The sequence below is a fragment of the Streptomyces sp. NPDC001002 genome, from assembly GCF_053599215.1.
The window spans coordinates 45,859-70,774 of sequence record NZ_JBSFLV010000036.1 but is presented as its reverse complement, the minus strand read 5'-3'; the positions used below and the strand labels follow the sequence as shown (position 1 = coordinate 70,774).

At 70.8% G+C, this 24,916-nt stretch carries 25 protein-coding genes; 15 read left to right on the top strand and 10 right to left on the bottom strand.

Going from position 1 to position 24,916, the window contains the following annotated elements; genetic code table 11:
- The first annotated feature begins 240 nt into the window (after window positions 1-240).
- The 4 genes from ectA (at window position 241) to thpD (ending at window position 3,484) form a co-directional block, all read left to right on the top strand.
- On the top strand, window positions 241-771 hold the full coding sequence (gene ectA, locus ACWDR3_RS18570) for a diaminobutyrate acetyltransferase (protein ID WP_450353565.1): 531 nt from the start codon (window positions 241-243) through the stop codon (window positions 769-771).
- A 57-nt stretch (window positions 772-828) separates the two neighbouring features.
- Window positions 829-2,100, top strand: coding sequence for a diaminobutyrate--2-oxoglutarate transaminase (gene ectB / locus ACWDR3_RS18565; protein ID WP_450353564.1), 1,272 nt, complete (start codon window positions 829-831; stop codon window positions 2,098-2,100).
- A gap of 66 nt (window positions 2,101-2,166) precedes the next feature.
- Complete coding sequence (locus ACWDR3_RS18560) at window positions 2,167-2,589, top strand: ectoine synthase (RefSeq protein ID WP_450353563.1); 423 nt, start codon at window positions 2,167-2,169, stop codon at window positions 2,587-2,589.
- A 7-nt stretch (window positions 2,590-2,596) separates the two neighbouring features.
- The gene (thpD, locus tag ACWDR3_RS18555; protein ID WP_450353562.1) at window positions 2,597-3,484 is read left to right on the top strand and encodes an ectoine hydroxylase; all 888 of its coding nucleotides are present in this window, start codon (window positions 2,597-2,599) and stop codon (window positions 3,482-3,484) included.
- A 74-nt stretch (window positions 3,485-3,558) separates the two neighbouring features.
- On the opposite strand, the gene ACWDR3_RS18550 is transcribed toward thpD, so the two are convergent.
- From ACWDR3_RS18550 to ACWDR3_RS18530, 5 genes are all read right to left on the bottom strand, one after another.
- Complete coding sequence (locus ACWDR3_RS18550; protein WP_450353561.1) at window positions 3,559-4,626, bottom strand: maleylpyruvate isomerase family mycothiol-dependent enzyme; 1,068 nt, start codon at window positions 4,624-4,626, stop codon at window positions 3,559-3,561.
- A gap of 49 nt (window positions 4,627-4,675) precedes the next feature.
- Window positions 4,676-5,293, bottom strand: coding sequence for an RNA polymerase sigma factor (locus ACWDR3_RS18545; RefSeq protein ID WP_450353560.1), 618 nt, complete (start codon window positions 5,291-5,293; stop codon window positions 4,676-4,678).
- Window positions 5,294-5,336: 43 nt separating this feature from the next.
- Complete coding sequence (locus ACWDR3_RS18540; protein WP_450353559.1) at window positions 5,337-6,458, bottom strand: aminotransferase class V-fold PLP-dependent enzyme; 1,122 nt, start codon at window positions 6,456-6,458, stop codon at window positions 5,337-5,339.
- Window positions 6,459-6,518: 60 nt separating this feature from the next.
- Window positions 6,519-7,250 carry a DsbA family oxidoreductase gene (locus tag ACWDR3_RS18535; RefSeq protein ID WP_450353558.1) on the bottom strand — a complete coding sequence of 244 codons (732 nt, stop codon included), beginning with the start codon at window positions 7,248-7,250 and terminating at the stop codon, window positions 6,519-6,521.
- A gap of 90 nt (window positions 7,251-7,340) precedes the next feature.
- Entirely contained in the window at window positions 7,341-7,865 is a 525-nt protein-coding gene (locus ACWDR3_RS18530; RefSeq protein ID WP_450353557.1) for an N-acetyltransferase family protein, read from the bottom strand.
- Between the two features lie 110 nt (window positions 7,866-7,975).
- Here ACWDR3_RS18530 and ACWDR3_RS18525 point away from each other — a divergent pair, with 110 nt between their 5' ends.
- Entirely contained in the window at window positions 7,976-9,349 is a 1,374-nt protein-coding gene (locus ACWDR3_RS18525; RefSeq protein WP_450353556.1) for an MFS transporter, read from the top strand.
- On the opposite strand, the gene ACWDR3_RS18520 is transcribed toward ACWDR3_RS18525, so the two are convergent.
- Window positions 9,324-9,932: a DUF1349 domain-containing protein gene (locus tag ACWDR3_RS18520; protein WP_450353555.1), complete on the bottom strand. Its 609-nt coding sequence runs from the start codon at window positions 9,930-9,932 to the stop codon at window positions 9,324-9,326. The two genes, ACWDR3_RS18525 and ACWDR3_RS18520, sit on opposite strands and share 26 nt — an antisense overlap.
- Before the next feature lie 105 nt (window positions 9,933-10,037).
- Entirely contained in the window at window positions 10,038-11,567 is a 1,530-nt protein-coding gene (locus tag ACWDR3_RS18515) for an aldehyde dehydrogenase (NADP(+)) (RefSeq protein ID WP_450353554.1), read from the bottom strand.
- 137 nt (window positions 11,568-11,704) lie between these two features.
- Between ACWDR3_RS18515 and ACWDR3_RS18510 the strand changes: the two genes are divergently transcribed.
- The 4 genes from ACWDR3_RS18510 to ACWDR3_RS18495 are packed head-to-tail and all read left to right on the top strand — an operon-like array spanning window position 11,705 to window position 14,991.
- Window positions 11,705-12,478 carry an IclR family transcriptional regulator gene (locus ACWDR3_RS18510; RefSeq protein ID WP_450353553.1) on the top strand — a complete coding sequence of 258 codons (774 nt, stop codon included), beginning with the start codon at window positions 11,705-11,707 and terminating at the stop codon, window positions 12,476-12,478.
- Between the two features lie 4 nt (window positions 12,479-12,482).
- Window positions 12,483-12,953, top strand: coding sequence for a GNAT family N-acetyltransferase (locus ACWDR3_RS18505; RefSeq protein WP_450353552.1), 471 nt, complete (start codon window positions 12,483-12,485; stop codon window positions 12,951-12,953).
- Window positions 12,954-12,998: 45 nt separating this feature from the next.
- Window positions 12,999-14,297, top strand: a complete 1,299-nt coding sequence (locus ACWDR3_RS18500) for a sensor histidine kinase (RefSeq protein ID WP_450353551.1) — start codon at window positions 12,999-13,001, stop codon at window positions 14,295-14,297.
- A gap of 28 nt (window positions 14,298-14,325) precedes the next feature.
- Window positions 14,326-14,991 (top strand): response regulator, encoded by a 666-nt coding sequence (locus ACWDR3_RS18495; RefSeq protein ID WP_450353550.1) that lies wholly within the window; start codon window positions 14,326-14,328, stop codon window positions 14,989-14,991.
- A gap of 32 nt (window positions 14,992-15,023) precedes the next feature.
- Here ACWDR3_RS18495 and ACWDR3_RS18490 read toward each other — a convergent pair whose 3' ends face one another.
- The gene (locus ACWDR3_RS18490; RefSeq protein ID WP_450353549.1) at window positions 15,024-16,031 is read right to left on the bottom strand and encodes an Lrp/AsnC family transcriptional regulator; all 1,008 of its coding nucleotides are present in this window, start codon (window positions 16,029-16,031) and stop codon (window positions 15,024-15,026) included.
- A gap of 114 nt (window positions 16,032-16,145) precedes the next feature.
- Between ACWDR3_RS18490 and ACWDR3_RS18485 the strand changes: the two genes are divergently transcribed.
- Window positions 16,146-16,988 carry a PhzF family phenazine biosynthesis protein gene (locus ACWDR3_RS18485; protein ID WP_450353548.1) on the top strand — a complete coding sequence of 281 codons (843 nt, stop codon included), beginning with the start codon at window positions 16,146-16,148 and terminating at the stop codon, window positions 16,986-16,988.
- A 9-nt stretch (window positions 16,989-16,997) separates the two neighbouring features.
- Here the strand turns inward: ACWDR3_RS18485 and ACWDR3_RS18480 are convergent, their stop codons facing one another.
- A complete protein-coding gene (locus ACWDR3_RS18480; protein WP_450353547.1) occupies window positions 16,998-17,483 on the bottom strand; it encodes an Lrp/AsnC family transcriptional regulator in 486 nt (161 codons plus the stop codon).
- 151 nt (window positions 17,484-17,634) lie between these two features.
- Between ACWDR3_RS18480 and ACWDR3_RS18475 the strand changes: the two genes are divergently transcribed.
- The 3 genes from ACWDR3_RS18475 (at window position 17,635) to ACWDR3_RS18465 (ending at window position 21,738) form a co-directional block, all read left to right on the top strand.
- Window positions 17,635-18,807, top strand: a complete 1,173-nt coding sequence (locus tag ACWDR3_RS18475; protein WP_450353546.1) for a trans-sulfuration enzyme family protein — start codon at window positions 17,635-17,637, stop codon at window positions 18,805-18,807.
- A gap of 93 nt (window positions 18,808-18,900) precedes the next feature.
- Window positions 18,901-20,208 (top strand): amidohydrolase family protein, encoded by a 1,308-nt coding sequence (locus tag ACWDR3_RS18470; protein WP_450353545.1) that lies wholly within the window; start codon window positions 18,901-18,903, stop codon window positions 20,206-20,208.
- A 72-nt stretch (window positions 20,209-20,280) separates the two neighbouring features.
- On the top strand, window positions 20,281-21,738 hold the full coding sequence (locus ACWDR3_RS18465; protein ID WP_450353544.1) for a peptidoglycan D,D-transpeptidase FtsI family protein: 1,458 nt from the start codon (window positions 20,281-20,283) through the stop codon (window positions 21,736-21,738).
- 33 nt (window positions 21,739-21,771) lie between these two features.
- Here ACWDR3_RS18465 and ACWDR3_RS18460 read toward each other — a convergent pair whose 3' ends face one another.
- Complete coding sequence (locus ACWDR3_RS18460; RefSeq protein WP_450353543.1) at window positions 21,772-23,223, bottom strand: NCS2 family permease; 1,452 nt, start codon at window positions 23,221-23,223, stop codon at window positions 21,772-21,774.
- A gap of 173 nt (window positions 23,224-23,396) precedes the next feature.
- Here ACWDR3_RS18460 and ACWDR3_RS18455 point away from each other — a divergent pair, with 173 nt between their 5' ends.
- The gene (locus tag ACWDR3_RS18455) at window positions 23,397-23,963 is read left to right on the top strand and encodes a SigE family RNA polymerase sigma factor (protein WP_450353541.1); all 567 of its coding nucleotides are present in this window, start codon (window positions 23,397-23,399) and stop codon (window positions 23,961-23,963) included.
- Complete coding sequence (locus ACWDR3_RS18450) at window positions 23,960-24,808, top strand: hypothetical protein (protein ID WP_450353540.1); 849 nt, start codon at window positions 23,960-23,962, stop codon at window positions 24,806-24,808. Before ACWDR3_RS18455 ends, ACWDR3_RS18450 begins: the two co-directional genes overlap by 4 nt.
- Window positions 24,809-24,916 lie beyond the last annotated feature (108 nt).

Here is a 24,916-nt window from a genome sequence, read left to right as displayed (position 1 = left end):
TTTCTCCTGCCCGCTTTCTTTCGAGCTAAACGCAAAGATTTCGCGTGGGTTACGCGGGGGTTGTACGGTTGTGACGCGTTACACATCATGTTCGTTTTGGGGCGTTTGTGACGGGCAAATCGGTATCTTTCGACCAGCTTTCGCGCGATCACTCACGCCCGCGCGATAACACAGGGACCCTCTGCCCGTAACCCCTTACGGCGATGCAATTTCAAATTTCCCTCGGTAAATTCAATTCCCATGACTGCGGGACAAGCGGAACTGCAAGCCGAACTGCGAATCGACCGTCCGTCGGTGACGGACGGCGCCGCGCTGTGGCGGATCGCGAAGGAGTCGAAGGCGCTCGACCTGAACTCGTCCTACAGCTATCTGCTGTGGTGCCGTGACTTCGCCGCGACCTCCGCGGTAGCGCGCGACGAGAGCGGGGACCCGGTCGGGTTCGTCACCGGGTATGTCCGGCCCGACCTCCCCGGCACCCTGCTCGTCTGGCAGGTGGCGGTGGACGAGGCGTACCGCGGGCGCGGGCTCGCGGGCACGCTGCTCGACGGGCTGGTCGCACGGATCGGCGCCGAGCAGCGGATCACCACCGTGGAGACCACCATCACCCCGGGCAACACCGCCTCCGAGCGGCTGTTCACCGCGTTCGCCGAACGGCACGGCGCCCGCCTGGAGCGCGAGGTGCTGTTCGACACCGGCCTGTTCCCCGACGGGCCGCACGACCCCGAGGTCCTCTACCGCATCGGTCCCCTCTCCCCGACCTCTGCCGCCTGACTTCCTTCTGTCCTACCCCCTCTGCCTGACCCCCCACGCACCGAGGAGCGATTCGTCGTGACCATCACCCAGCCCGACCTCAGCGTCTTCGAGACCCTCGAGTCCGAGGTGCGCAGCTACTGCCGCGGCTGGCCCACCGTCTTCGACCGCGCGCAGGGCAGCCGTATGTACGACGAGGACGGCCACGAGTACCTGGACTTCTTCGCCGGCGCCGGCTCGCTGAACTACGGCCACAACAACCCTGTACTGAAACGGGCGTTGATCGACTATCTGGAGCGGGACGGCGTCACGCACGGTCTCGACATGTCGACCACCGCCAAGCGCGCCTTCCTGCAGACCTTCCAGGATCTGGTGCTGCGGCCCCGTGATCTGCCGTACAAGGTCATGTTCCCGGGCCCGACCGGTACCAACGCCGTCGAGTCCGCGCTGAAGTTGGCCCGGAAGGTGAAGGGCCGCGAGGCGATCGTGTCGTTCACCAACGCCTTCCACGGCATGTCGCTGGGCTCGCTCGCCGTGACCGGCAACGCCTTCAAGCGGGCCGGCGCCGGGATACCGCTGGTGCACGGCACGCCGATGCCCTTCGACAACTACTTCGAGGGCACGGTCCCGGACTTCCTGTGGTTCGAGCGGCTCCTGGAGGACCAGGGCTCCGGCCTCAACAAGCCCGCGGCCGTGATCGTCGAGACCGTGCAGGGCGAGGGCGGCATCAACGTGGCGCGGCCCGAATGGCTGCGCGCGCTCGCCGAGTTGTGCGAGCGGCAGGACATGCTGCTCATCGTCGACGACATCCAGATGGGCTGCGGGCGCACCGGCGCGTTCTTCTCGTTCGAGGAGGCCGGCATCACGCCCGACATCGTCACCGTGTCCAAGTCGATCAGCGGCTACGGACTGCCCATGTCGCTCTGCCTGTTCAAGCCCGAGCTGGACATCTGGGAGCCGGGCGAGCACAACGGCACCTTCCGCGGCAACAACCCCGCGTTCGTCACGGCCACCGCCACGCTTGAGGCGTACTGGGCGGACGGGTCCGCGATGGAGAAGCAGACCCGGGCGCGCGGCGAGCAGGTCGAGCAGGCCTTCGCCGCCATCGCCGAGGAGAACCGCGCCGACGTCAAGGAGTACCGCGGCCGCGGGCTCGTGTGGGGCATGGAGTTCACCGAGCCGGCGCGGGCCGAGCGGATCGCACGGCGCGCCTTCGAACTCGGCCTGCTCATCGAGACGTCGGGCCCGCAGAGCGAGGTCGTGAAACTGCTCCCGGCGCTGACCATCACCCCCGAGGAACTCGACGAGGGCCTCACGGTCCTCGCCCGTGCGGTCCGCGAGACCGCCTGACAGCACACCCGGCAGCACGTATCTCCGTACCCCTTTTCCGTACGACCTAGGAGGGATCGCACCACCGTGATCGTCCGTTCGTTCAAGGACATCGAAGGCACCGACCGCCATGTACGGGCCGCGTCCGGCACCTGGGAGAGCAAACGCATCGTCCTCGCCAAGGAGCGGGTCGGCTTCTCCGTGCACGAGACGATCCTGTACGCGGGTACGCAGACGGACATGTGGTACGCGAACCACATCGAGGCCGTCGTCTGCGTCGAGGGTGACGCCGAACTGACCGACCGCGAGACCGGGACGACGTACCACATCACGCCCGGCACCATGTATCTCCTGAACGGGCACGAGCGGCACACCCTGCGGGTCAAGGAGGACTTCCGCTGCATCTGCGTGTTCAACCCGCCCGTGACGGGCCGGGAGGACCACGACGAGAACGGCGTCTATCCGCTGCTCACCGAACCCGAGCCGGAGTCCGCACACGAGGAGGTGTGACATCACCATGACCACCGTCACCGATCTCTACCCCAGCCGCGGCACCACCGAGGTGTCGATCCCGCGCAAGGACCCCGTCGTGTGGGGTCCCCTCGACACTCCGGGGCCGATCTCGGCCGACGGCCTGCGCTCCTTCGAGAACGACGGCTTCCTCGCCGTCGACCAGCTCATCGGCGAGGACGAAGTGGCCGTCTACCACAAGGAGTTGGAGCGGATCGTCGCCGATCCGGCGATCCGGGCCGACGATCGCTCCATCGTGGAACCGAAGTCCAAGGAGATCCGCTCCGTCTTCGAGGTGCACCGGATCAGCGAGGTGTTCGCGAACCTGGTGCGCGACGAGCGGGTCGTCGGCCGGGCCCGGCAGATCCTCGGCTCGGACGTGTACGTCCACCAGTCGCGGATCAACGTCAAGCCGGGCTTCGGGGCCAGCGGCTTCTACTGGCACTCGGACTTCGAGACCTGGCACGCCGAGGACGGGCTGCCGAACATGCGGACGGTGTCCGTCTCGATCGCGCTGACCGAGAACCACGACACCAACGGCGGGCTCATGATCATGCCGGGCTCGCACCGCACGTACCTCGGGTGCGCGGGCGCCACGCCCTCGGACAACTACAAGAAGTCGCTGCAGATGCAGGACGCGGGCACGCCGTCGGACGAGGCACTGACCGAGCTGGCCGGCGAGTACGGCATCAAGTTGTTCACGGGCAGGGCCGGTTCGGCGACCTGGTTCGACTGCAACTGCATGCACGGCTCCGGCGACAACATCACGCCGTTCCCGCGCAGCAACGTGTTCATCGTGTTCAACAGCGTGGAGAACGAGGCCGTGGAGCCGTTCGCCGCGCCGGTCCGGCGCCCGGAGTTCATCGGGGCACGGGACTTCACGCCGGTGAAGTAGCCGACGCGTGAAGTAGCCGGCCGGAGAGGTGAAGCAGCCGACTGGAGAGCAGCGGGCGGTGTCACAGCCAGGCGTCACAGCCAGGCCAGTGACGCCGCCCGCTCCAGTACGTCGCCGACCGCGCGCGGGTCGCCCGAGGTGGCGTGCGGCACCTCGTCGGGGGCGTACCTACCGCCGACCAGGAGACAGAAGTCGACCGGGTCCAGGGTGAGTTCGGCCCGTACCGGCTCGTCCTCGGAGCCCAGCACCCACCGCTCGCCGCCGGCGATCGCGAACAGCACCGGCGGTGCCGTGGGTCCGAGCGCGAGGCCCAGGACGCGGACCGCGAGCCGGACCAGCCGGTCCAGGTGGACGGCGGGCGGCGGCGGTACGGACAGGCCGAGGGCGCGGCCGATGTCGTCGGTGTGGATCCACGTCTCGAAGGCGCGCACCACGAAGTGGTCGGCGACGGGCAGCCGCACGCCCATCAACACCGTTGCCCGACCGGCCGGTTCGGGATCGTGGGCCTCGGGCGCGGCGAGCAGCGCGGCGGCCTGCGCGGCCCAGTCGGCGACCGTCTCCTCGGGCGTACGGCCGTGTTCGCGCACGATGACGTCGGCGCTGCGCCGGTTCCAGGCGTCCTCCCAGGCCGTGGCGTCCGCGTCGGCCTCGGCCCCCGCGGTCGGCACCCGGGCCGCGATGCCGAGCCGCCCGGCGAGGGGCTCGTCGGCGGCCAGCAGATGCGCGACGGTCGCGTGCACGTCCCAGTCGTGCACGACCGGCGTCCCCCACCGCCCGTCCGCCTCGACCAGCAGCGCCTTGAGCCCGGCGACGGCGGCGGCGTAGGGCGCCGCGTGGGCGGCGACCTGGGGTGCGGCGGGGCGCAGGCGGCGGGCGAAGGCGAGGATCTCGGAGGCGCCGGTGGCCGACCCGGGCGCGGCGGGCGCGCTCGGCAGCCCGTTCGACACCGGCCCGTTCGACAGCGGTCCGTTCGTCGCCGGCCCGTCCAGCAGCCGTACGGTCTCGCGCAGCCGCCGGGCCTGGGCCGCGCAGCTCGCGCACTCGGCGAGATGGGGTGCGACCAGGCGTTCCTCGGCCGGTGACAGGGCGTCGAAGGCCCAGGCGGCCAGCAGCTCGCGTACGCCGTCGTGGTCGTCGGTCACCGTGTCCCGCCTCTCCCTGTCGGACTCTGTGCTGTGCGCCCTGCCGCCATCATGCGCCCCTTTCGAGCGCGGGGTCCGGTGGGTCGGCCAAAGACTCGGCCAAGGCGCGTAAAGCCGTGCGCAGCCTGGTCTTGGCGGTGCCCTCGGGGATGCCGAGTTCGACGGCGGCCTGCCGGTAGGTGCGGCCCGCGAAGTAGGCCAGGTGCACCACCTCCCGTTGTGGCTGCGGGAGTTCGGCGAGGGCGGAGTGCAGCAGGAGGGAGCGCTCGCGGTCGACGACCGCCTCGTCGGGGCCGGGTGCCGCGTCCGGGATGGCGTGCAGGGCCGAGTCGTCGGCGTGGGCGTCCTTGCGGTGCCGTGCCTCGCTGCGCACCCAGTCCACGGCCCGCCGGTGGGCCAGCATGGACAGCCAGGAGCGCAGGCTGCCGCGGCCCGCGTCGAAGGCGTACGGCCTGCTCCACAGCTGGGCGAAGACCTCCTGCGCCACGTCCTCGGCGGCGGCCGGGCTGCGGGTGACCCGCACCGCGACGCGCCGCACCAGCGAGCCGTACGCCGTGTACGCCTCGGCCAGCGCGGACTCGTCCCCGTAGACCAGCCGCCTGTGCAGCTCCGAGTCGACGGCGAGTTGCATGGACGTATCGCCCGTGATCTCCACCGGTACCACCACCCCTGGTCCTTCCTAGCGTCCGGGCGGGCGGCGCGCCAGTGGTTCAGGAAGACAGGACGTCCAGCAGCCGGTCGACGTCGGTGGACGTGTTGTACATGTGGAAGGCGGCACGCAGGTTGCCCGCGCGGTTGGAGACCTCGACCCCGGCGGCGCTCAACTCGCCCTGGCGGACGCCGAGTCCGGGTACGGAGACGATGGGCGAGCCGGGCGCGGGGACGGGCTCGTGGCCGATCCCGGCCAGGCCCGCGCGGAAGCGGTCGGCGAGGGCGAGGTCGTGGGCGCGTACGGCGTCCACCCCCAGTTCCTCCAGGAGTTGGAGGGAGTGGCGGGCGCCGGCGTAGGAGAAGAGGGCGGGGCTCTCGTCGAACCGCCGTGCGGAGTGGGCGAGTTCCTCGACGGGGCCGTAGCAGGAGTCCCAGGGGTGCTCGCCCGCCACCCAGCCGGCGAACAGCGGCGGCAGTGCGCCGAGGTCCTCCGGAACGACCAGGAAGGTCACGCCCCGCGGGCAGACGAGCCACTTGAAGGCGACGCAGGCGGAGTAGTCGTAGGCGTCCGCGTCGAAGTCCAGCCAACCGGCCGCCTGGGACGCGTCGATGTACGTACGCGCCCCGTGCTCGCGCGCCGCCGCCCGGATCGCGGGCAGGTCGGCGATGCGTCCGTCGGCGGACTGCGCGGCGCTGACCGCGACGAGGGCGGTGCCGGGCCGCACCGACTCGGCGAGCCGCTCCAACGGCACGCTGCGGACCTTGAGTTCGGAGCGGACGTGGAAGGGGTTGACCGTGGAGCTGAAGTCGCCCTCGGCGGTGAGGACTTCGGCGCCCGCGGGCAGCGAGGCGGCGACCAGGCCGCTGTAGACGGCGACCGAGGCGCCGGCCGCCACCCGGCGCCCGGGCACCCCGACCAGCCGCGCGAAGGAAGCCCGGCTCGCCTCCACGTCACCGAACATGTCGGTCGGCGCCCCGGCGGCCGAGGCCTCCACGGCGATCCGCATGGCGGTCACCGTGCGGGCCGGCATCAGCCCGGTGCTCGCGCTGTTGAGATAGGTGTTCCTCGGGGCGAACTCGGCCCCGACGAGGCTCGCGAAGTCGGCGTCGGTCCCGGCGGTCTCCGTGCTCTCCGTGGTCTCCATGGATCCACTGTGGGCCCGCCGGAACTCGTAGTCCATTGCCGATTCTTACGGGGTACCGCTAAGGAACGCTTATACGTCCGCCCCGACCTGCGGCTTTCACTGCCGGGGCGGCACCGCGCACCCGTCCGGACCGCACGCCTCGGCGTCGCCGCCCGCGTCCCCCTGGTCGATCAGCGTGAGCGGCGACCGCTCGCCCCACGCCTGGGTCAGCGCCTGGGCGAAGACCTCGGCGGGCTGAGCGCCGGAGACGCCGTACTTGCGGTCGAGCACGAAGAACGGCACGCCGTTGGCGCCGAGTTCGGCGGCCTCGCGCTCGTCGGCCCTGACGTCGTCGGCGTACGCGGTCGGGTCGGCGAGCACCTTGCGCGCGTCCTCGGCCGCGAGTCCCGCGGCCACGGCGAGTTCGACGAGCCGCTCGTCGCCCTCGGCGAAGACGGAGCGCTCCTCGGCGAAGTTGGCCTGGTAGAAGGCCTGGATCAGCTCGTCCTGGCGGCCCTGCTCCTTGGCGAGGTGCAGCAGGCGGTGCATGTCGAAGGTGTTGCCGTGGTCGCGGTCCTTGGTGCGGTACGCCAGGCCCTCGGCGGCGGCCTGCGCGCCCAGGTTCTCCTCGCCGGCCTGGGCCTGCGCCTGGCTCATGCCGTACTTCTTGGTGAGCATGCCGATCACCGGCTGGACGTCGGTCTTGGCCCGGCCGGGGTCGAGCTCGAAGGAGCGGTGCACCACCTCGACCTGCTCGCGGTGCGGGAAGGCGGCCAGCGCCTTCTCGAAGCGGGCCTTGCCCACGTAGCACCAGGGACAGGCGATGTCCGACCAGATCTCGACGCGCATGCTCTCGGCTCTTTCCGGCTCGAAGGGATACGGAGGCACCCTCCGCCGGCCGCAAGAACGTTCAGGCAGCGGATTTCATTCCCGCCGACCTCATGCCCCCGCCCCTCCCGCTCCCACTCCCGGCACGGTGAAGCGCAGGTAGCGGTGGTGGTCCCCCTCGACCGGCGGGTTCTCCGCGTCCGGGGTCCAGCCCAGGCGGGCGTAGAAGGCCTGGGCGCGCCGGTTGTCGACGTGCACGTCGAGGACGGCGGTCCGCCGGCCGTCGACCCGCCACTGCTCCACACAGGCCGCGTGCAGGGACGTACCGACGCCGGAGCGCCAGTGCTCGGGGTCGACATGGAACTGGAACAGCTTGACCATGTCGGCGGGGGCGCCCGGCGGGGTGCGGAAGGAGGCGAGCCCGACGATGCGCCCCTGCTCGACGAGGCACAGCACATGCCCCTCGGGCCGCGCGATGGCGCCCTGCCAGGCGGCGAGCCAGTCGGTGCCGTCGTCCGGGACCCCTTCGGGGTAGTACGTGGCCCGGGCGCGCGCGTGCAGAGCGGTGACGGTCGCCGCCTCGGCGGGCAGGACCGTACGGATCACCCGGCCGACCACGGCTTGCTCTCTGATCATGCAACCGATGACGAGTCCGCGACGGCTCCGGTTCCGAACCGGCCGGAACCTCCGGATGCGTGGCATTCGGGCCCCTACCGCATCCGCACCGAGATCAGCACCATGAGGGCATGCCGACCGACCGCCCCCTCACGCACAGGCAATCGCTCCTCGACCGGCGCGCGTCGAAGGAGTCGCGCCCGTCCCCCGGCCTCACGCTCACCGCCGCTCTCCTCGGCTTCTCGCTGATCACCCTCGACTCGTCCGTGGTGAACGTGGCCCTGCCCTCGATCGGCTCCGATCTCGGCGGCGGGATGTCGGGCCTGCAGTGGGTGGTGGACGCGTACACGCTGGCCTTCGCCGCTCTCATGCTCTCCACCGGGGCCTTCGCGGACCGGGCCGGGGCGAGTCGCGCCTACGCCCTGGGCATCGCGGTGTTCACGCTGGCCTCGGCGGCCTGCGGTCTCGCGCCGAACCTGCCGACGCTGATCGGGGCGCGGGTGGTGCAGGGGGTGGCGGCGGCCGTGGTGCTGCCGGCCTCGCTCGCCCTGGTCCGGCAGGCGTACGCCGATCCGGCCCGCCGGTCCCGGGCGGTGGCGACCTGGTCGGCCGGGGGCGCGGTGACGCTGGCCCTGGGCCCGGTCGCGGGCGGCACGCTGACGACGGCCTGGGACTGGCGGGCCGTCTTCTTCATCAACCTGCCGCTGGGCGCCCTGGCCCTGCTCCTGCTGGTCCGGGCGCCCCGCTCCCCGCGCCGCCCGGCACCACTGGACCTGCCGGGCCAGCTGACCGCGGTGATCGCCCTCACCGCCGTCACCTTCGCGGTGATCGAGGGCGGCGCGATCGGCCTCGCGGCCCTGGTGGTGGCCGTCGTGGCCGGGGCGGCCTTCCTCCTCGTCGAGTCGCGTCACCCCCACCCGGTGGTCCCGCTCGGCCTGTTCCGCGACCGGACCGTCTCGACGACCGTCGCCGCCGGCGCGGCCTGCAACGTGGCCTTCTACGGCATCGTCTTCGTCTTCTCCCTCTACTTCCAGCAGATCCAGGGCCGCTCCGCGCTCTACACCGGACTGATGTTCCTGCCGATGGCGGGCCTGATGCCGATCACCAACGTGCTCGCCGGAAAGCTGGCGGGCCGCTACGGCCCCCGCCTCCCGATGCTGCTCGGCCAGGCGCTGGCGGCGGCCGGACTCCTGCTCCTGCTGTACGTCGACGAGGGCACGTCCGCGGTGCTGGTGGCGGTGCTCCTCGTACCGATGGCCGTCGGCTGCGCGCTGATGATCCCGCCGCTGACCGCGGCCATGATGGACGCGGTCCCGGCCGAGCGGGCCGGTCTCGCGGCGGGCGTGTTCAACTCGGCCCGTCAGGTGGCGGGCGGCCTCGGCATCGCGATCTTCGGAGCGCTGGTCGCCGACGGTTTCACCGCGGGCCTGCGGACAAGCCTGGCCATCGGCGCGACCCTGCTCCTGCTGACCTGCCTGCTCAGCTTCCGTCGCGCAGGTCGCTAGGCCAGCTGTCCCGGAACTCGATGTGGTCGTACGTCACGACACACCCCTCCCCCATCGGCGACTGCGTCATGAAGCCGACGAGCGCCGCGTCCGTCTCCTTCTCACTGCCCAGCGTGAAGAGCCGGACGAAGGTCCACCGCTCACCGTCACGAGAGGCGTGGAAGGCGAAGGCCCGCCCGGTCCGGCTGACCCGCAGCCACACCGAACTCCCCTCCACGCTGAAGGAGTTGGCGTCGTCGGAGTGCCCCCGGGTGACCACCGTGCAGACGGTCGGCACGTCCGGGGAGTACTCCAGACAGAGCTTCGCCCAGGCCCGGTCACCGACATGGACGTAGAGCACCCCGGCGTCGAAGGCCCCGGCGAACCCGACGGTGACCCGGGCGATCAGCTGAAAGTCCCCTTCGGGCGCCCCCAGCAACCGAGGCGCGTCGGCAGCGGGATCCAACGCCTCATCGGTAGGCGGCACGAACCGGTCCTGCCGCGGCCCGGCCCACCCGGTGAGAATGCCGTCCTCGTAAGACCAATTACCGGAGGGACCATAGGTACGGAGGGCGAAAGGCAGTTCGGTGAGTTCCAAGTCCATCCACTGATTCAACCAGGTCCAGTCTGCCGCCCTAAGGGGCGCGGGGAACTGCGCGACCAGCCACATCGAACCTCTGGCCCGCGAACTACCGCACCCCGTACGGCGCTACCGCTCCAAATGACCGTCGAACCTGCGAGGCAACCCCAACGCGTTCTCATCGCGAAGCTCGACCGGCAACAAAGCCTCCGGCACCCCCTGATAAGCAACCGGCCGCATCCACCGCTCAATAGCCGTCCCACCAACGGAGGTCGACGTGGACGTGGTCGCCGGATAAGGCCCCCCATGATGCTGAGCCGGGGCCACGGCAACACCCGTAGGCCACCCATTCACCAGCACCCGCCCGGCAAGCGGAGTCAACTCGGCCAGAATCTCCGCCCCCCGCCCCTCCCCGTCCGCTTCCTCGGAAGACAGATGAACCGTCGCCGTCAAATTCCCCGGCAACCGAGAAAGCACGCCCCGCAGCTCGTCCTCGTCCTCGTACCGGGCAACCACCGTCACCGGCCCGAAGCACTCCTCCAGCAACAGGTCGTACGCCCCCTCCGCGACCAACTTCTCCGCAGCCACCGTAAGGAACCCCGCACTGACGGTGTGCCGGCTCCCCGCCCCCGGAGTGACCGGCGACTCGACCTCGGCCAACTCGGCCCGTTCGGCGACCCCGGCGATGAAGTTGTCCCGCATCCGGCGGTCGAGCAGCACCCCGGCATCCGTGTCGCTGACCGCGTCCGTCAGCGACTTCACCAGCCGGTCCCCCGCCGCTCCGGCGGGCGCGAACACGATCCCGGGCTTGACGCAGAACTGCCCGACACCCAGCGTCATCGAGCCCGCGAGACCCGTCCCGATCGCCTCGGCCCGCTCGGCCGCCGCCGCCTCGGTGATCACGACCGGGTTCAGCGAGCCCAGCTCGCCGTGGAACGGAATCGGCGTCGGACGCGCGGCGGCCGCGTCGAACAGCGCCCGCCCGCCGCGCACCGACCCGGTGAAGCCTGCCGCAGCGATCAGCGGGTGCTTGACCAGCTCGACGCCCGCCTCGAACCCGTGCACCAGACCGACGACACCGGCCGGGATGCCGTGCGCGGCGGCGGCCCGGCGCAGCACCTTGGCGACCAGCTCGGACAGCGCCGGATGGTCGGGGTGCGCCTTGACGACGACGGGGCACCCGGCGGCCAGCGCGCTCGCCGTGTCGCCGCCCGCGACGGAGAAGGCGAAGGGGAAGTTGGAGGCCGAGTAGACGGCGACGACGCCCAGCGGCACCTTGTACCGGCGCAGGTCCGGGATCGGCGGGGTCGCGGTGGCGTCGGGGTGGTTGATGATCACGTCGAGGAAGGCGCCTTCATCGACGATGCCGGCGAACGCGCGCAACTGGTAGCAGGTGCGGGCGAGTTCGCCGGTGAGCCGGACCGGGCCGAGCGCGGTCTCCGCGTCGGCGGTCTCGACGAGACCGTCCTTGGCGGCTTCCAGCTGATCGGCGGCCGTGCGCAGGAAGGCCGAGCGGACCGCGCGGTCGGCGAGCGAGGCGCGCGCCTCGTGCGCGGCGCGTACGGTGGCGTCGACCTCCTGGGCTGTGGCCTCCACCGCAACCTGCTCGCGCTGCTTCCCGGTACGGGGGTCGACACTCCAGACTGGTGCTGCTGCCACCGCGGGTCCCTCCAGGTAAATCTGGCGACGTACTATCTGGGTCATTTCACCAGGGTCGTTCGATATGCTGAACGCTGTCTCTGATGATGAATATGCTGTTGGAGACTATTTCCCGTCCAACGAAGGGGTCAAGGGCGATGTCGGCAGCCGAGACAGGCGGCGGGGCGCAGGTCAAGTCCGCGGTGCGGACCGTGGAATTGCTGGAGTACTTCGCCGGACGCCCCGGTATGCACTCGCTCGCGTCGGTGCAGGAAGCGGTCGGATATCCCAAGTCCAGCCTGTACATGTTGCTGCGCACCTTGGTCGAGCTCGGCTGGGTGGAGACGGACGCGACGGGCACACGGTACGGGATCGGCGTACGGGCGCTGCTGGTCGGCACGTCGTACATCGACGGTGACGAGGTGGTCGCGGCGGCGCGGCCGACGCTGGACCGGCTCTCGGACGACACGACGGAGACGATCCACCTGGCCCGTCTCGACGGCACGAACGTGGTCTATCTGGCCACCCGCCAGTCGCAGCACTATCTGCGCCCCTTCACCCGGGTCGGCCGGCGGCTGCCCGCGCACTCGACCTCGCTGGGCAAGGCGCTGCTGAGCACCTACAGCGACGAGCAGGTCCGCAAGATGCTCCCCGAGACGCTGCCGGCGCTGACCGAGCACACGATCACCGACCGCGAGAAGCTGATCGAGGAGCTCAACCAGATCCGCGAGCAGGGCTTCGCGGTGGACCGCGAGGAGAACACGCTGGGGCTGCGCTGCTTCGGTGTGGCGATCCCGTACCGCACCCCGGCCCGTGACGCGATCAGTTGCTCGGTGCCCGTGGCGCGGCTGACACCCGCGCACGAACAGATGGTGAAGGACGCGCTGTTCGACGCGCGCGACCGGCTGACGCTCGCGACCCGGAGGCTCTGACCGCATGGACGTCGTACTGCGCCCGGTCCACGACAGCGATCTGCCGGTCTTCTACCGGCAGTTGAACGACCCCGAGTCGCTGCACATGGCCGCCTTCACTCCCGCTGACCCGGCCGACCGGGACTACTTCGACGCGCACTGGAAGAAGATCCGGGCCTCGTCCGCCGTCCAGCGGGCCATCCTCGCCGACGGTGACGTGGTCGGCAGCGCGGCGGTGTACGGGGAGCCGGGCGAGCGCGAGGTCACCTACTGGGTGGACCGCGCCTATTGGGGGCAGGGCATCGCCACGGCCGCGCTGCGGGCGCTGCTCGCCGAGACGCCCGAACGCCCGCTGTACGCACGGGCGGCGGCGGACAACGCGGGGTCCCGGCGCGTGCTGGAGAAGTGCGGCTTCCGGGTCACGGCGCACACGAGCGGGTTCGCGAACGCGCGCGGCGAGGAGATCGACGAGGTCGTGCTGACGCTGGAGGGTTGAGGGCCGTTGCGGCGGTTCGAGGGGGGCGGCCCGGCGGGCGAGGCAGTGGTTTCAACGGCTGCCGAACCGACGGGCGGGGTACGGGAGTTCGCCCGGTTCCTGTTCGGGCGGCGGGCCCGGCTGCGCTGGGTCCATCTGATCCTCGGCGGCGCGCTCGCCATGCCGTACCTCCTGCTCGGCGAGGCCTTCGTCGGTCCGATCACCGGCTCGCAGAACGTCTTCGGGGACTTCCGCCTCCAACTCCTGTCCTTCACCGCCGGGTTGCCGCTGGCCGCCGCCACCTCGCTGTTCCCGCTGACCCGCCCGCTGGAGGCGAGCGCCGTCCGGTGGCTGTGCGGGGTCGACGCGGACCGGCTGGTCTACGGTCCCGCCCGCACCCGGGCCGCCAAGGGGCGGACGGCGGCCTGGTTCACGCTGCATCTCGGGTTCGGCGGGATCGTCGCGGGGATGTCGCTGGCGGTGCCGCCGTTCGCCGTCGTCCTGATCGTGCTGCCGCTGTTCGCGTGGCTGCGCGACAGCAGGCTCGGGCTGCCCGAAGTCCTCGACCACACCTGGGCGTTGGCGCTCTCGCCGGTCGCGGGCATCGCGTGTCTGCTCGCGCTCGCGGGGTGCGCGGCCGGTGCCGGGGCGCTGCTGGCGCGCTGGGCGCCGGCGCTGCTCGGGCCAGCCCCTGAGGACCGGCTCGCGGCGGCCGAGGCCCGCGCCGCCGACCTCGCGGTACGCAACCGGCTCGCCCGCGAACTGCACGACTCCGTCGGCCACGCGCTCAGCGCGGTCACCCTCCAGGCGAGCGCGGCCCGGCGCGTCCTGGACTCCGACCCGGAGTTCGTCCGCGAGGCGCTCGCCGCGATCGAGGACACCACGCGCCGAACCGTGGGCGAACTGGATGCCGTCCTGGGCGTGTTGAGGGACGGTGACACCCCGGGCACCGGTCCGGCCCCCACACTCGCCGCCGACCTCGACGGCCTGCTGCGCCGGGTCCGCGCGGGTGGCCTCCGACTGACGGCCACCGTGCCCGCCGACCCCGACGCCCTGCCGCCGGTCCTGTCCCGCGAGGCCTACCGCATCGTCCAGGAGGGCCTGAGCAACGCGGTCCGGCACGCCGGCGACGACGTGGAGGTGACGCTGTGCGTCGAACTCGCCGACGGCGACCTGGAGATCACCGTCGAGAACGCCCTCGTCACCTCTCCCCTACCGCCCAACTCCCCACGCCCCGGCGGCGGTCACGGCCTGCGCGGCATCGCGGACCGGGCCCGGCTGCTGGGCGGGACGGCACGGGCGGGGCCGGACGACGCCGGGATGTGGTGTCTGCACGTACGCCTGCCGGTGAAGTTCCCGGCCTGAACCGCCCGCCTGCCCTGGAGGACACCGCATGCCCCAGCCGCACCCGCCGATCCGGATCGTGCTCGCCGACGACGAGCGCATGGTCCGTACCGCCCTGCGCGCCATCCTCTCCGCCGAGCCCGACCTGGAGGTGGTCGGTGAGGCGGCGCGCGGGGACGAGGCGGTGTCCGTGGTGCGGGAACTGCGGCCCGACGTCGTCCTCATGGACGTACGCATGCCCGGGCTCGACGGCATCCGGGCCACCGAGGAGATCCTCGCCGCGCTCGACGAGCCGCCCCGGATCGTCGTCGTGACCACCTTCGAGAACGACTCCTACGTGTACGACGCGCTGCGCGCCGGAGCCGCCGGGTTCCTGCTGAAGCGGGCGGACGCCGACGCGCTCGTCCAGGCGGTACGGCTCGTCGCGCGCAGCGACAACCTGCTGTTCCCGTCGGCGCTGCGGACGTTGGCCGCCGAGCACGCGCGCGCGTACGTGACGCCGCCGGAGTGGGTGGCGCGGCTCACCGGCCGGGAGAGCGAGGTGCTGCGGCACCTGGCGGAGGGGCTGACCAACGCGGAGATCGCCGGCCGGATGGAGGTCGGCCCGGCGACCGTGAAGTCGCATGTGGCGTCCGTACTGGCGAAGACCGGCACCAGGGACCGGACGCAGGCGGTGATCGCCGCGTACGAGGCGGGATTCCTGCGCCCTTCCTGACGACGGCGTGTGCGCATGGTGTGGCGTGGTGTTCAGAGGCTCCCGGGGCGGACCAGACCGGTCCTTTTGACCCCGCTCAGGATGGGGGTGACCTCGACCGTGGAGACGTGGGTCAGGGCGCCGATGGTGTCGTTCAGGAAGTGGTAGAGCGCGGTTAGGTCGGCGGCGGCGACGGCCACGAGGAGGTTGGCCGAGCCGGTGATCGCGGAGGCGAAGCGCACCTGGGCGTGGCGGCTGAGTTCCCGGCCCGTCTCCTCCAGGCCGCCGGGGGCGACGGTGAGCCACAGCAGCGCCTCGGTGCGGATGCCCAGCAGGGCGAGGTCGACCTCGGTCGCGAGCCGGACGACCTGGTCGCCGACCAGCACGTCCAGTCGGCGCCTGGCGGTGAGGGCACTGGTGTCGGCGCGGCGCGCGAGGTCGGCGTAGGAGGCCCGGCCGTCCTCGATCAGGGGCGTGATCAGCGCGTGGTCGACGGGCTGGAGGGCCGCGCGGGCGGCCGGCGCGGAGGTGTCCGGCCGCACGCTGTCCGGCCAGGGGCTCTCCGGGCGCAGGCCGGTCAGTTCGGCCTCCGTCAGCAGGCCGCCGCTCCAGTCGAAGGCCGCGGGGAAGACCCGTAGCAGGACGTGCGAGGTCCACGACCGGACCGCGGGAGTGGCGGGGAGGTCGCGCAGCAGCAGGGAGTTGCGTGTGTCCGGCCCGTCCACGAAGAGGATGGTGCAGATCTCGTCGGCGCCGCCGAGGACGTCCACCCAGACGGTGTCGGGGCGGCGGGCCAGCGTGGCGGCGATGGCGCCGATCCGGCTCGGCCGGCAGCGGATGCGCAGGGCCAGCGGGATCAGGTCGGGGAACCACACCGGGTTGCGTACGGCGGTGGCGCGCAGCGTTCTGTCGTGGAACAGCGGTGCCGCGCGCCGCACCACGGTGCGCTCGGAGATGCCCAGGACGCGTCCGACCGTGCGCCACGAGGCCCGCGGGGAAGCGAGCAGCGCGGCGGCGATGCGACGGTCCGTCTCACTCAGAGAGTGGCTTGCTTTCGGCATGTCTCCGGATCCTCCTCGGTCCACTTTGTTGTGACTGGCACTGTCCTCGCCATGCGGGCGTCCGGTGGGATGGAACCGCATCCGCCGCAGCCCGCTCGAAAGGCCTTGACGACCATGCCGCGTACCCGCCCGTTTCTGCAGGTCGACGTGTTCTCCACGACTCCCTATTCCGGCAACCCGGTCGCGGTCGTCCTGGACGGGACGGACCTGAGCGACGAGGAGATGCAGCGCGTGGCGCGCTGGACGAACCTCTCCGAGACGACGTTCGTGCTGCCGCCCACCGTCCCCGAGGCGGACTACCGGCTGCGGATCTTCACTCCCGAGGGTGAGCTGCCGTTCGCCGGGCACCCCACCCTCGGCTCGGCACGCGCCTGGCTGGAGAACGGCGGCGCGGCGCGGCACGCCGACCACATCGTGCAGGAGTGCGCCGCCGGCCTGGTCACCGTGCGCCGTGGCGAGGACGCGCTGTCCTTCGCCGCCCCGCCACGCGTACGTGAGGGTGCGCTCGACGACGCCGACCTGGACCGGTTCGTGGCCGCGTTCGGGATCAAACGGGACCGGGTCGTGGCCCACCAGTGGGTCGACAACGGTCCCGGCTGGGCCGTGCTCCACCTGTCCACGGCCGAGGAGGTCCTCGCCCTCGAACCCGACCTCTCCCTGATCCCCACCGCGATGGTCGGCGCGATCGGGGCCTATCCGGACGGGTCCCGGCACCGCTTCGAACTGCGTACCTTCGCGCCCGGCGTCGGCGTGCCCGAGGACCCCGCGTGCGGCAGCATGAACGCCGCCGTCGGCCAGTGGCTCACCTCCACCGGCGCGGCGCCCGCCTCCTACCGGGTCTCCCAGGGCACACGGCTGGGACGGGCCGCGAGCATCGAGATCACCGCCGACGCGGACGGCACGGTGTGGGTCAGCGGCGCGGCCGTCGTCTGCGTCCGGGGCACGATCACGCTCTGACCGCCCGCGTCATGCAGAGCCGGTGCCGGTGCCTGTACTCGTGCCTGTGCCTGTGCCTGTCTCGGCGGTGAGCGTCTTCATGGTGACGTAGCTGCTCACCGTCGCCACGCCGTGCAGAGTGGCCAACTGGTGGGCGTGGAAGTGCTCGTAGGCGGGCAGGTCGGCGACCTCGACCTGGAGGAGGTAGTCGAAGTTGCCGGTGATGTGGTGGCAGGCGACCACTTCGGGCAGTTGGGTGACGCCTCGCTCGAAGGCGACCACGTCCGCGCGGGTGTGCCGTACCAGGCGGACCCCCGCGAAGACCCGCAGACCGCGGCCGACCGCGGCGGGGTCGATCAGGGCCCGGTAGCCGCGGATGACCCCGGACTCCTCCAGCTGCCGCACGCGGCGCAGACAGGGGGACGGCGACAGACCGACCCGGGCGGCGAGCTCGTTGTTGCTGATGCGGCCGTGCTGTTCGAGCACGGCCAGGATCGACCGGTCCACTTCATCCATGGTGGCAGATTATTGCGCCGACAGACCCTCTACCACCATCACGCACTCACCCTGGGCGCAATTTGCTGCCAAAATTGCCGAGATCCGGTCACAACGGACCGCCGGTCGGTCACGCTTCCAGGAGTCGTACGGACTCCACGGAAGGGCAGCCATGCCGGGCAAGAGCACTATCACCGTTCACGCCGACCGCGAGGTCCATCCCAGCCGTGCCGTGGCAGCGCCCATCTACCAGACGGCGGCGTTCGCGGCCGACGACTCGGAGACGTTCGCGCAGGGTGCCGTCGAGCCGCGCGGCAAGGATTTCTACACCCGCTTCGGCAACCCGAACCACGCGCAAGTCGCCGCTGTCGTCGCCGAGTTGGAGAACACCGAGGCGGCCCTGGTCACCGCGTCCGGGATGGCCGCGCTCACCACGGCCGTGCTGGCGCTGGTGTCCGCCGGTGACCATGTCGTCGGGCAGCAGTCCACGTACGGCGGCACCGCGTCGGTGCTGCTGAACCTGCTGCCACGGCTCGGCGTATCGACCACGCTGGTGGACCAGACCGACCCGGAGGCGTTCGCGAGGGCGCTGACCCCGCGGACCCGGTTGATCCTGGTGGAGTCACCGAGCAATCCGCTGCTGCAGATCACCGACCTGCGGGCCGTCGCCGAACTGGCCCGCGCGCACGACGTGTTGACCATGGCGGACAACACCTTCGCCACGCCACTGAACCAGCGGCCGGTGGACTTCGGCATCGACCTGGTCTGGCACAGCGCGACCAAGTACCTCAACGGCCATTCGGACGTCTCCGCCGGAGTGGTGGCCGGGCCCGCGGAACTCCTGGACCGCGTATGGGACATCGGTCTGCTCACCGGTGCCACGCTCGGCCCGATCGACGCGTGGCTGCTGCTGCGCGGGATGCGCACGCTGCCGCTGCGCGTGCCTCGGCACAACGCCAACGGTCTGGCGCTCGCGGAGGCGCTGAACGGGCATCCGGCGGTCGCGAAGGTGCACTATCCCGGTCTGGCGACCCACCCCCAACACAAGCTGGCCGTCGACCAGATGAGCGGTTTCGGCGGGGTGCTCGGCATCGAGTTCGCGGGTGGCTTCGAGAAGGCCGACGCCTTCCTGGGCCGGCTGCGCTACCCGCGCCGCTCGGCCAGCCTCGGCGGCGTGGAGTCGCTGGCCGTGCATCCGGCGTCCATGTGGCGCGGAATGCTCAGCGCCGAACAGATAGCGGAATCGGTGCCGTTGGGCCTCGTCCGGCTTGCCGCGGGCACGGAGGACACGGCCGACCTGGTCGCCGACGCGCTCGAAGCGGCGGATGCGGTGGCGGCGCAATGACGGCGGTAGCGGCGCGATGACGGCGGTGCCGGCCGCAGGGGCGACACCTCGCCACCTCCCTCAACTCACCTGTTTTGCAAAGGAGTTCCCCCGATGAAGGCCAAGACCCTGCTCACCGGCGGCACCGTGGTCAGCATGGACCCGGCCGTCGGCGATCTCGACCGCGGTGACGTGCTGATCGAGGACGGCGTGATCGTCGAGGTCGCCCCGCGCATCGACACGGCGCACGCCGAGGTGATCGACGCGACCGACCGGATCGTCATGCCCGGCTTCGTCGACAACCACCGCCACTCCTGGCAGACCGCGTTCCGCGGTGTCGGCGCGGACTGGACGTTCCCCGAGTGGGCGCGGGCCATGCACGGCACGGTCAAGCCCCACTACCGGCCCGAGGACGTCTACGCGGGCACCCTGCTCGGCCGTCTGGAGGCCCTGCACTCCGGGGTGACCACGATGCTGGACTGGTACCACGTCGCGCAGAGCCACGCGCACGAGGACGCCGCCGTCGCCGCGCTGCGGGACGCGCCGGGAAGGTCGATCTTCTGCCTCGCCGCCGGCTGGGGTACCGACGACGATGTCGACGCCGACATCCGCCGCGTCCGCGCCGAGCTGGCCGGGGACGGCCTGGTCACCATGGCGCTGGGGTTGCGCGGCGCCGACGACACCGGCATGGACACCGTCGCCCGCGAGCTGAAGCTGGCGGCCGAACTCGGCCTGCGCACCAGCCTGCACGTCGACGGGGACGGTGCGAGCGGCGGCGACGGTACGCGGCGCCCGGTCGCCGATCTGCACGAGCACGGTCTGCTGCGGGACACCACCACGTTCGTGCACGCCAACGGGCTCGGAGACGAAGAGCTGCGCATGCTCGCCGACGCGGGCGCCTCGGTGTCGATCAGCCCGGACGTCGAACTGAAGATGGGCTTCGGCTGGCCGATGACCGGGCGCGTACTGGCCGCGGGCCTGCGCCCGACGCTGTCCGTCGACGACGTCCCGTCGGTCGGCGGCGACATGTTCTCCACCCTGCGTACGGCCTTCGCCGTGCAGCGCGGCCTGGACGGCGGCCTGCGCTGCCGCGACCTGCTGGAGTTCACCACCGTCGACGCCGCCAGGTCGGTCGGCCTCGACACCCGCACGGGCAGCCTCACGCCCGGCAAGGACGCCGACCTCATCCTGCTGCGCACCGACGACCTGACCGTCTTCCCGGTCACCGACCCGGCCGGCACGATCGTCAGCGCCGGTCACCCCGGACTCGTCGACACCGTCCTCGTCGCCGGCCGCGTGGTCAAGCGCGACGGCGCCCTGGTGGGCGTAGATCTGCCGGCTCTCCGCACCCGCCTGCTCGACTCCCGCAACCGCGTCGCGGCCGCCGCCGGCATCCCGCTGGACGGTACGTGGCGCCCGTAGCAACCTGAGAAAGATGAGAAATGGGGGCGGACGGGAACGATTCGCTCGCTCCCGCTCGTCCTCCTCAGCAGCATGAACAGGACGATAAGGCGAACGTCCGTCTTCGTGCTGCTGCTGGTGTTCGCCCTGCTGATCAGGGCGACCTGGGTGCAGTTCTACGAGGGCCAGGCGCTCGCGGACGACACGGACAACCGGCGGAACGCGATCGAGACGTACGCGGACCCGCTCGGGAACATCATCGTGGGCGGGGACTCGATCACCGGATCCACGCGGACCAAGGGCGGAGACCTCGCGTACAAGCGGACGTACAAGGACGGTTCGCTGTACGCGGCGGTGACGGGCTATGCCTCGCAGAGCTACGCGCCGACGCAGTTGGAGGGGATCTACCAGGATCTCCTCAACGGCACGGACAGCCGGCTGAAGACCGTGATGGACACGGTCACCGACCAGCGGGCCGCGCCGGGCAACGTGGTCACGACGATCGACCCGGACGTGCAGAAGGCCGCGTACGACGCGCTCGGCGACAAGAAGGGCGCCGCCGTCGCGATCGACCCGAAGACCGGGAAGATTCTCGCGGTCGTGTCGACACCTTCGTACGACCCGTCTTCGCTGACCGATGCCAACACGGCCGGTACGGCGTGGAAGAAGCTGAACGCGGACCCGGACAAGCCGCTGACCAACCGCGCGCTGCGGCAACCGCTCCCGCCCGGTTCGACGTTCAAGCTGGTCGTGGCGGCGGCCGCGCTGGAGGACGGGTTGTACGCGAACGTGGACACGAAGACCGACAGCCCCGATCCGTACACGCTGCCGGGCACGACCACGGTCCTGGCGAACGAGAACACCTCCGCGCCCTGCGAGAACGCCACGATCCGCACCGCGCTGCGCTACTCCTGCAACAACGTCTTCGCGAAGATGGCGTTCAATCTCGGCCAGGACAAACTGCGGGCGATGGCCGAGAAGTTCGGCTTCAACGACAGCCAACTGGACGTCCCGGTAAGGGCGTACACCAGCGTCTACCCCTCCGACATGGACAAGTCGTCCACGGCCCTGACGGGCATCGGCCAGTTCGACGTGACGGCGACGCCGCTCCAGATGGCCATGGTGTCGGCCGCGATCGCCAACGGCGGCAAGCTCGTCTCGCCGCACATGGTCTCGCAGATCACCAACAGCGGCGGTGACGTGCTGGAGAACTACGACGACCAGACGGACACGAAGCAGATCGTCAGCTCCACCACCGCCGAGCAACTTCAGTCCGCGATGCAGACGGTCGTCGAGGACGGCACCGGGACGAACGCGCAGATCGACGGCGTCACGGTCGGCGGCAAGACGGGCACGGCCCAGCACGGCGAGAACAACGACCAGACGCCGTACGCCTGGTTCACCTCGTACGGCAAGTCCGACTCCAACGGCAAGGAGGTCGCCGTGGCGGTCGTGGTCGAGCAGTCCGACGCGGCCCGCTCGGAGGTCAGCGGAAACGGGCTCGCCGCCCCCGTGGCCAAGGCCGTGATGGAGGCGGCGCTCAAGAACTGACCTACCCGTAGGGCTACTTCGCGCCTACTCGCGCTACTTCACGCCGAGGATCTGCTCCACCGGATCGATCGCGAAGTACACCAGGAACAGCGCCGAGACGCCCCACAGCAGCCAGTGCACCTCCTTGGCCTTGCCGAGGACCGCCTTGATGAGGACGTACGCGAGGAAGCCCGCGCCGATGCCGTCGGTGATGGAGTACGTGAACGGCATCGCGGCGATGGTCAGGAACGCCGGGATGGCGATCTCGTACTTGTCCCAGTCGATGTGCTTGACGTGGGTCATCATCAGGAAGCCCACGGCGATCAGGGCCGGGGCCGCCGCCTGGAGCGGGACGATGGTCAACAGCGGTGTCAGGAAGAGCGCGAGGCCGAAGAGGCCGCCGGTGATGAGGTTGGCGAAGCCGGTGCGGGCGCCCTCGCCGACGCCGGCCGCGGACTCGATGTACGCGGTGTTGGAGGACGCCGAGCCGAGGCCGCCGGCCACCGCCGCCGCGCCGTCGATGAACAGCACGCGCCCGATGCCGGGCACCTTGCCGTCGTCGTCGAGCAGTCCGGCCTCCGCGCTGATGCCCACGATCGTGCCCATGGCGTCGAAGAAGTCCGACAGGACCAGGGTGAAGACGAGCAGGACGGCGGTGATGACACCGGCCTCCGCGAAGCCGCCGAACAGACTGAAGTGACCGACGAGTCCGAAGTCCGGGGTGTCGACGATCTTGTCGGGGACCTTGGGCGTGGTCAGGCCCCAACTCTTGATGTCCGCGATCTCGTTGATGATGATCGCGACGATCGTCATGGTGACGATGCTGATCAGGATCGCGCCCTTCACCTTGCGCGCGATCAGCGCGATGGTGAGCAGCACGCCCACGCAGAACACCAGCACCGGCCAGCCGGTGAGCCGGCCGACAGCGCCCAACTGCACCGGCACGGTGGTGTTCGCGGCGTCCGGGATCCGGCTGACGAACCCGGCGTCGACGAAGCCGATGAAGGCGATGAACAGGCCGATGCCGACGCCGATGGCCTGCTTGAGCTGGTGCGGGATGGCGTTCATGATCGCCTCGCGCAGCCCGGTGAGGACCAGGACGCAGATCAGGATGCCTTCGAGGACGACGAGGCCCATCGCGTCGTCCCAGCTCATCAGCGGGGCCAACTGGAAGGCGACGACCGCGTTGAGGCCGAGGCCCGCGGCGATGGCGAGCGGGAGGTTGCCGCCGACGCCCATGATGACCGTCATCACACAGGCCACCAGGGCGGTGGCGGTGACCAGTTGACCGGTGTCGAGCTGGTGGCCGAACTTGTCCTTCGCACTGCCGAGGATGATCGGGTTGAGGACGAGGATGTAGGCCATCGTGAAGAAGGTGGCGAAGCCGCCGCGGATCTCCCGGCCGAAGCTGGATCCCCGTTCGGAGATCTTGAAGTATCTGTCGACACTGTTCGCGGGCGGTGGTCCGGCACTCGGCCGGTCGGCCACCTGCTGCGCTTCTGACATGGCGGAACTCCTCGTTGCCCGATGATCTGTGTGCGGATGCTGGCTGGATTGTTCCCGCGTCCCACGTGTTACAGGTTTTCTCCGTGTTACGGAATCAAAGTTGCGCAAGTGACGTCATGGAAGCGGTTACCATCACATGCCATCGCCATGACATGCACACAGAAGGGGGAACCGTGGGGACAGTCGTCGACGACGCCGCCGCCGCGGAGTTCCACGCCTTCTTCGAACGGCACTACGCCGAACTCGCCCGCCTGGCCCACCTGTTGACCGGCGAGAAGGACGCCGCCGACGATCTGGCGGCGGACGCGCTGCTCGCCCTGTGGCACCGCTGGGACCGGGTCCGCGCCGCCGACCACCCGGTGGCGTACGCCCGTGGCGTGGTCGCCAATCTCGCCCGGTCCCGGATCCGCAGCGCGGTACGGGAGCGCCGGCGGATCTCCCTGTTCTGGTCGCAGCGCGAGGAACAGACCGAGAACCCCGACGTGGCCGGAGTCGTCGACGTCCAGGAGGCGCTGCGCAGACTGCCGTTCCGCAAGCGGGCGTGCGTGGTGCTGCGGCACGCGTTCGACCTCTCCGAGAAGGACACCGCGCTCGCGCTCGGGGTGTCCGTGGGTACGGTGAAGAGCCAGACGTCCAAGGGGATGGCTGAGCTGCAACGGCTGCTGGGCGCCCAGGGCGTGCCGCAGAAGGTGCATGCGGCGATGGTGCGCGGCGGCGCGAACGGAGGTCGGGAGCGATGAGGCAGCAGGACGTGCACGACGAGCTGCGCGCCCGGCTGCACGAGGCGGCCGAGGCACACGAGCCGGACCGGGCGGGCATGTTGGCCCGGATCGAGCGGGGCATGAGCGAGCGGGACCGTCCGGACCACCGCTCGACGCGGCCGCCGGTGTGGAGTTGGGCCCGGGTGGTGGGCGCGACGGCCGCGGTGGCCGGAATGTTGGCGGTAGGCGGCTACGCGGTGGCGTCCGCGGTGAAGGACGACGCCGCTCCGCAGCAGCGGCAGACGGTCGCGGTCTCCCCGACGCCCACGCCGTCGCCGGACGCCACGAGCCGGGCGCCCGTGCCGCCGGTGCGGGAGACGCCGAGCGGGACACCGGAGTCGCACCGGGCGAGCGACACCCCTTCCGCCACGCCGACTTCCTCCTCCCCCGTGCTGCCGGACGCGGCCGGGGAGAGCGACGGCCCGGTGTGGTCGGACGGCTCGGTGGACCCGCACAGCAACGACTTCTGGGGGCAGAGCAACATCACGCTCAAGACGTCCGCGCAACTGACCTCGCTCACCGTCCGGTTGAAGGTCGCGCAGACCGGCGGGGTGTCGACGGCGGGCTCCTGGCGCTCGCTGCCGGAACAGGACTTCACGCTGACGGTCGCCGAGCGGGACGGCTTCCTCGTCTACACCTGGGTGCTCAAGGAGGGCCGTACGGTCCCCAAGGGCGAGTGGGTGTTCGCCGGGCAGTACAACCACGAGCGCGGCGGCCGGGACGCGAAGGACGACGGTTACACGGTCGCGGGCACGGCGGCGGGCCAACTGCGGTCCGTGGGCGGCGACTTCGCGAGTCACTCAAGTGACGAAGGCGACTCGTGACAACTTCCGGGATCGGCGCAACCTTTGACAGGTTCTGGGCATCTGATAGCACGTAGACACGCACAGCTGAGCGAATCTGCTACATCCCTCACCCAAAAGAGGGACAGT

Bases quoted from the DNA above. Each gene is read 5' to 3' on its own strand.
- ACWDR3_RS18475 (WP_450353546.1), top strand. From the start codon at position 17,635: ATGCCGGGCAAGAGCACTATCACCGTTCACGCCGACCGCGAGGTCCAT.
- thpD (WP_450353562.1), top strand. From the start codon at position 2,597: ATGACCACCGTCACCGATCTCTACCCCAGCCGCGGCACCACCGAGGTG.
- ACWDR3_RS18490 (WP_450353549.1), bottom strand. From the start codon at position 16,031: ATGCCGAAAGCAAGCCACTCTCTGAGTGAGACGGACCGTCGCATCGCC.
- ACWDR3_RS18450 (WP_450353540.1), top strand. From the start codon at position 23,960: ATGAGGCAGCAGGACGTGCACGACGAGCTGCGCGCCCGGCTGCACGAG.
- ACWDR3_RS18530 (WP_450353557.1), bottom strand. From the start codon at position 7,865: ATGATCAGAGAGCAAGCCGTGGTCGGCCGGGTGATCCGTACGGTCCTG.
- ACWDR3_RS18520 (WP_450353555.1), bottom strand. From the start codon at position 9,932: ATGGACTTGGAACTCACCGAACTGCCTTTCGCCCTCCGTACCTATGGT.
- ACWDR3_RS18535 (WP_450353558.1), bottom strand. From the start codon at position 7,250: ATGCGCGTCGAGATCTGGTCGGACATCGCCTGTCCCTGGTGCTACGTG.
- ACWDR3_RS18460 (WP_450353543.1), bottom strand. From the start codon at position 23,223: ATGTCAGAAGCGCAGCAGGTGGCCGACCGGCCGAGTGCCGGACCACCG.
- ACWDR3_RS18525 (WP_450353556.1), top strand. From the start codon at position 7,976: ATGCCGACCGACCGCCCCCTCACGCACAGGCAATCGCTCCTCGACCGG.
- ACWDR3_RS18495 (WP_450353550.1), top strand. From the start codon at position 14,326: ATGCCCCAGCCGCACCCGCCGATCCGGATCGTGCTCGCCGACGACGAG.
- ectA (WP_450353565.1), top strand. From the start codon at position 241: ATGACTGCGGGACAAGCGGAACTGCAAGCCGAACTGCGAATCGACCGT.
- ACWDR3_RS18470 (WP_450353545.1), top strand. From the start codon at position 18,901: ATGAAGGCCAAGACCCTGCTCACCGGCGGCACCGTGGTCAGCATGGAC.
- ACWDR3_RS18505 (WP_450353552.1), top strand. From the start codon at position 12,483: ATGGACGTCGTACTGCGCCCGGTCCACGACAGCGATCTGCCGGTCTTC.
- ACWDR3_RS18485 (WP_450353548.1), top strand. From the start codon at position 16,146: ATGCCGCGTACCCGCCCGTTTCTGCAGGTCGACGTGTTCTCCACGACT.
- ACWDR3_RS18480 (WP_450353547.1), bottom strand. From the start codon at position 17,483: ATGGATGAAGTGGACCGGTCGATCCTGGCCGTGCTCGAACAGCACGGC.
- ACWDR3_RS18540 (WP_450353559.1), bottom strand. From the start codon at position 6,458: ATGGACTACGAGTTCCGGCGGGCCCACAGTGGATCCATGGAGACCACG.
- ACWDR3_RS18465 (WP_450353544.1), top strand. From the start codon at position 20,281: ATGAACAGGACGATAAGGCGAACGTCCGTCTTCGTGCTGCTGCTGGTG.
- ACWDR3_RS18510 (WP_450353553.1), top strand. From the start codon at position 11,705: ATGTCGGCAGCCGAGACAGGCGGCGGGGCGCAGGTCAAGTCCGCGGTG.